This is a genomic window from Mycobacterium sp. E3247, assembly GCF_001667785.1.
In the GTDB taxonomy this organism is placed as follows: domain Bacteria; phylum Actinomycetota; class Actinomycetes; order Mycobacteriales; family Mycobacteriaceae; genus Mycobacterium.
Window position 1 is genome coordinate 1 of record NZ_LZJG01000563.1, and the last position, 5,481, is coordinate 5,481.

A 5,481-nucleotide genomic window follows, 5' to 3' on the forward strand; every position below is an offset into this window, starting at 1 on the left:
GCCGACCGGGCGCCGGGCAGCCGGCCCGATCCCGACGTCGGCGGTCCCGACGCGCTCGCCGGGGACGACCCGTTCATCATGCAGGCCGACGGCAAGGGGTGGCTGTTCGCGCCGAAGGGCTTGGTCGACGGCCCGCTGCCCACGCACTACGAACCACAGGAGTCCCCGGTCGCCAACGCGTTGTACCCGCAGCAGCGCAACCCGGGACGAATCACCTTCCCGCGCAAGGACAATTTGAGCGCGCCCAGCGCAGGCGAGCCGGGTGCCGACGTGTATCCGTACGTGTTCACCACCTACCGGCTCACCGAGCATCACACCGCCGGCGGGATGAGCCGGTGGCTGCCCTACCTCTCGGAGCTGCAGCCGGAGATGTTCTGCGAGGTGTCCCCGGAGCTGGCCGCCGAACGCGGCCTCGAGCCGTATGGGTGGGCCACCATCGTCTCGCCGCGCGCGGCGATCGAGGCGCGGGTGCTGGTCACCAAACGCGTTGCGCCGCTGGTGATCAACGGTCACACCGTGCATCAGATCGGCCTGCCGTATCACTGGGGCGTCGGCGGTGACGCCGTCGTGAGCGGGGACGCGGCCAACGATCTGCTGGGCATCACGCTGGACCCCAACGTGCAGATCCAGGAGTCCAAGGCCGGCTCGTGTGACATCCGGCCGGGGCGCCGGCCGCAGGGCGAGGATCTGCTGCGGCTGATCGCCGAGTATCAGTCCCGCTCGGGGGCCACCACCGAGACCGGCAACGTGCGGATCGACGACGGCGTCTGGGAAGGGGGAGCCGATGGGTCAGCTGAGCGGACCGACCGACCCGACGAGTGACGCGGGCTGGGCAGAACCCAAGCCGCGCAAGGGCTTCTTCACCGACACCTCGATCTGCATCGGCTGCAAGGCCTGCGAGGTCGCGTGCAAGGAGTGGAACCGCAACCCCCGCGACGGCGACCTGGAGCTGCTGGGTTCGTCCTATGACAACACCGGCGCGCTGGGCGCCAGCACCTGGCGGCACGTCGCCTTCATCGAGCAGGACCGCGACCGCATCGAGGAGGCGCGCGAATCCGGGCGCGCCCTCACCGATTTGGGCATGCCGGCGCTGCCGGGTACCGCGTCGGAGCCGGACCTCACCCCGCCCGACACCCCGGAGTTCCGCTGGCTGATGTCGTCGGACGTGTGCAAGCACTGCACGCACGCCGGCTGCCTGGACGTCTGCCCGACGGGTGCGTTGTTCCGCACCGAGTTCGGCACGGTCGTCGTGCAGGACGACGTCTGCAACGGGTGCGGCACCTGCGTGGCCGGGTGCCCGTTCGGCGTGGTCGAACGCCGCAGCGACGGCACCTACGCGACGCCCGCGCAGCGGCCGGGCCGCCCGACCGAGAAGTTCGCCACCGGGGTCGCCCAGAAGTGCACGCTGTGCTACGACCGCCTGGTCGAGGACCAGATCCCGGCGTGCGCGCAGACCTGCCCGACCACGTCGATCAAGTTCGGCGACCACGACGACCTGGTCATCACGGCGCGGGAACGGGTGGCCGCGCTGCGCGCCCAGGGGCTCACGGAGGCCCGCCTCTACGGGGCGAACGAACACGACGGCGTGGGTGGCACCGGGTCGATCTTCCTGCTGCTCGACGAGCCCGAGGTCTACGGCCTGCCGCCGGACCCGCGGGTGTGCACGGCCGACCTGCCCCAGATGTTCAAACGAGCCGGCGTGGCCGCGGCGGGCATGTTCGCCGCCGCGGCGCTGGCCTTCTGGAAAGGCCGGTGAAAAGCCTATGAGCACTTCGGAATACGACAGCCTGCGCCCGCCCGAGCCCGCCGTCGGTCGGCGCAAGCGGCAGCGCAGGGGCCGCCGGGGCGGCGGCAGGAGTTTTGATGGTTCCCGCGAGACGCCGGTGGTGCCCGAAGCGGAATTCAGCTCCTACTACGGGCGTCCGGTGGTCAAGCCGCCGCCCTGGGAGTCCGAGGTGGCCGCGTACCTGTTCCTGGGCGGCGTCGCGGGCGGCTCCGGCCTGCTGGCGGCCGGCGCGCAGCTCACCGGCCGCACCAGGCTGCGCCGCAACACCCGCCTCACCGGCTTGGCGGCCGTCCTGTTGAGCCTCGTCGCGCTGGTGAAGGACCTGGGCCGGCCCGAGCGGTTCCTGCACATGCTGCGCACGTTCAAGCTCACCTCGCCGATGAACCTCGGCTCGTGGATCCTGACCTCCTTCAGCGCCGGGATCGGGGTGGCCGCCGCGTCCGAGGTCGATCGGATGACGGGGGAGCGGCTACCGCTGGGGCCGCTGCGGCCGGTGCTGCGCGCCGTCGAGGGGCCGGCCGGCCTGGAGGCGGCGCTCCTCGCCCCGCCGCTGGCCGTCTACACCGCGGTGCTGCTTTCCGACACGGCCACGCCGACCTGGAACGCCGCCCACGAGGACCTGCCGTTCGTGTTCGTCAGTTCGGCGAGCCTGGCCGCGTCGGGGTTGGCGATGCTCACCACCCCGGTCGACGAGGCCGGCCCGGCCCGCACACTGGCCATGCTCGGCGTGATCGGTGACCTGGTGGCGACGAGGCTGATGGAGCGCCGGATGGACCCGGTCGCCGCCGAACCGCTGCACCACGGCGCCCCGGGCCGGATGCTGCGGTGGAGCGAACGGCTGGTGATCGCCGGCGGGTTGGGCACTCTGCTCGGGGGCCGCAACCGCGCCGTCGCGGCGGTGTCCGGCCTGGCGCTGGCGACGGCGTCCGCCCTGACCCGGTTCGGCGTGTTCGAGGCTGGGCTGGAATCGGCGCGCCACCCCCGCTACACGATCGAGCCGCAGAAACGCCGGCTGGCGGCGCGCCGCGCGGCGGGCGTCACGGGGGACTCGATCACCACCGCGGGCTGAGCGGCGCGCTAAGGCGCAGGGGCCCCAGGTCGCGAGCGTAACGTCACCGCGATTCTGGGCCCCATTTTTCGCAGTGCCGTTACGCTCGCGACGGGGGTGGCCCGGCGCGGCGGTTTGCGCCCGGCGGGCCGGGGTAACCATAGCAGCATGACGCATTTTGGCTACACTCTGATGACCGAACAGAGTGGACCCAAAGACCTTGTCCGCCAAGCTGTTTCCGCCGAAGAGCGGGGTTTCGACTTCGAGGTGTGCAGCGACCACTTCTCCCCCTGGCTGACATCGCAGGGGCATGCGCCCAACGCCTGGACCGTGCTGGGCGCGGTGGCGCACGCCACCGAACGGGTGGACCTCTACACGTATGTGACGTGCCCGACGATGCGGTATCACCCGGCCGTCGTCGCCCAGCAGGCCGCCACCGTGCAGATCCTGTCCGATGGCCGGTTCACGCTCGGCCTCGGCACCGGCGAGAACCTCAACGAGCACATCGTCGGCCGGGGCTGGCCCACCGTCGAGCGCCGGCAGGACATGCTGCGCGAAGCGATCAAGATCATCCGCGAGCTGTTCGGCGGCCAGCTGGTGAACTTCAGCGGCGACTACTTCCAGGTGGACTCCGCACGCTTGTGGGACGTGCCCGAGGTCCCGGTCGGCATCGCGGTGGCGATGGGCGGCGCCAAGGCCATCGACAAATTCGGCCGGCTGGCCGACCACTTCGTTGCGGTCGAGCCGGACGGGGAGCTCGTCGACGCCTGGCACGCCGCGCGGCAGGCCGGCAACCTCGCCGGCGGCGGCCGCGTCGTCGGCCAGATCCCCGTGTGCTGGGACCCCGACCGCGACACCGCGATCCAACGCGCCCATGACCAGTTTCGCTGGTTCGCCGGGGGCTGGAAGGTCAACGCCGACCTGCCGACGCCGGCCGGCTTCGCCGGCGCGACCCAATTCGTCCGCCCCGAAGACGTCGCCGAGTCCATCCCCTGCGGGCCCGACCTCGATGCGATCGTCGAGGCCGTCCGGCCCTACTGGGAGGCCGGATTCACCGACGTGGCGCTGGTCCAGGTCGGCGGGGAATCCCAGGACCTCTTCCTCAAAGAAGCCGCCGAACCTTTGCTTGCCGCACTGCGCAGCGCAGCAAACTGATCCCACGTTTGGGCGGTATCGGCCCGGGTATCCGGCCTCAATCGCGCGTCCACCGAGTACGGGCCGGTGTGGCGCGCGAACGATCTGCAGAGCGGCTGTCCGCCAGCAACTGTGACCGATTTGTGTTCGCCGCAAGGCAAGGAGAGCTGACGATGGGCAATGGATCCGCCAACACCACCTCGGCCCTGGTGAAGGCGCTCAGCGGCGCCAGCTTCGGACTGGGCCTGAGCGAGTTGGTGGCCCCCGGAAAAGTTGCCGCAGTGGCGGGTGTCGACGACACCGCCCGGTCGCGGCGGGTCATCCGCGCGCTGGGCACGCGGGAATGCGGCCACGGTGCGGCGCTGCTGGCCGGTCCCGACAAGCTGGTGTGGACCCGGGTGGTCGGCGACGTCCTGGACATGGGCCTGCTGGTGGCCGGGGTGGCCGCGCGCGGCCCGGGGCGGCGACGGCAGGGCGCCATCTCGGCGGTGTTGCTCACCGGCATAGCGGGACTCGACGTGTACACGGCCCTGCGCACGGTCAACGGCGGCGGCCGGCACGTCAACAAGGCCCGGCACCGCACCCTGCGCGCGGCGGTCACCGTGCGGCGCCCGCCCGAGGAGGTGTACCGCTTTTGGCGCGACCTAAAAAACCTGCCCAGCTTCATGCACCACCTGCAGGAGGTCACCCCCGGCGCCGACGGACAGTCGCACTGGGTCGCCAACGCCCCGGCCGGACAGTCGGTGCAGTGGGACGCGCAGATCACCGAGGACGACACCAATAGGCGGATCGCGTGGCAGTCGCTGCCCGGCTCGGTGATCGAGAACGGTGGCAGCGTCGAGTTCACGCCGACCGCCACCGGCGACGGCACGGAAGTCCGCGTCAGGATCGGCTATCACATCCCCGGAGGCCTGTTCGGAAAGGCCGCGGCAAGCCTGTTCGGCGAGTCCCCCGAACAACAAGTGAACGACGACCTCCGGCGTTTCAAGCAGATTCTCGAAACCGGCCAGGTGCTGCGTTCGGACGGGTCCCCCGAAGGGGCCGCGGCGGCCAGGCAGCTGCACCAGCAGCCCGCTCAACCCAACAAAGGAGCAAGCCTATGAGGGCCACCGTCTACGCGGGCCGCAACAGCGTCCAGGTGGAGTCCGTTCCGGACCCCAAGATTCTCAACGATCGCGACGCCATCGTGCGCATCACCTCCACGGCGATCTGCGGTTCCGATCTTCACCTGTACGACGGCTACATCCCCACCGTCAAGCACGGCGACGTGCTCGGGCACGAATTCATGGGCGAGGTGGTCGAAGTCGGCAAGGCGGTCAACAACCTGGCCGTCGGTGATCGGGTGGTGGTGCCGTTCCCGATCGCGTGTGGGGCATGCTCTGCCTGCCGGCGCGACCTGTACTCACTATGCGAGAACTCCAATCCGAACGCCGGAATCGCCGAGAAATTCATGGGTCACTCCCCGGCCGGCCTGTTCGGGTACTCGCACATGCTCGGCGGCTTCGCCGGCGGT

The 5,481-nt window shown here is 70.6% G+C and carries 6 protein-coding genes; all 6 read left to right on the top strand.

The window, feature by feature from the left end; translation table 11 throughout:
• The coding region (locus tag A9X04_RS28985; protein ID WP_197509484.1) for a molybdopterin dinucleotide binding domain-containing protein at positions 1 to 822 on the top strand (822 nt) is incomplete at its 5' end.
• Positions 785 to 1,756, top strand: a complete 972-nt coding sequence (locus A9X04_RS28990; protein WP_067928517.1) for a 4Fe-4S dicluster domain-containing protein — start codon at positions 785 to 787, stop codon at positions 1,754 to 1,756. The genes A9X04_RS28985 and A9X04_RS28990, both read left to right, overlap by 38 nt.
• A 7-nt stretch (positions 1,757 to 1,763) precedes the next feature.
• Positions 1,764 to 2,855, top strand: a complete 1,092-nt coding sequence (gene nrfD, locus A9X04_RS28995) for an NrfD/PsrC family molybdoenzyme membrane anchor subunit (RefSeq protein ID WP_067928520.1) — start codon at positions 1,764 to 1,766, stop codon at positions 2,853 to 2,855.
• A 147-nt stretch (positions 2,856 to 3,002) separates the two neighbouring features.
• Complete coding sequence (locus tag A9X04_RS29000; protein WP_067928523.1) at positions 3,003 to 3,989, top strand: LLM class F420-dependent oxidoreductase; 987 nt, start codon at positions 3,003 to 3,005, stop codon at positions 3,987 to 3,989.
• Positions 3,990 to 4,141: 152 nt separating this feature from the next.
• Positions 4,142 to 5,071, top strand: coding sequence for an SRPBCC family protein (locus tag A9X04_RS29005; protein WP_067928525.1), 930 nt, complete (start codon positions 4,142 to 4,144; stop codon positions 5,069 to 5,071).
• On the top strand, positions 5,068 to 5,481 hold a 414-nt coding region (locus A9X04_RS29010), incomplete at its 3' end, for an alcohol dehydrogenase catalytic domain-containing protein (protein ID WP_156764590.1). The genes A9X04_RS29005 and A9X04_RS29010, both read left to right, overlap by 4 nt.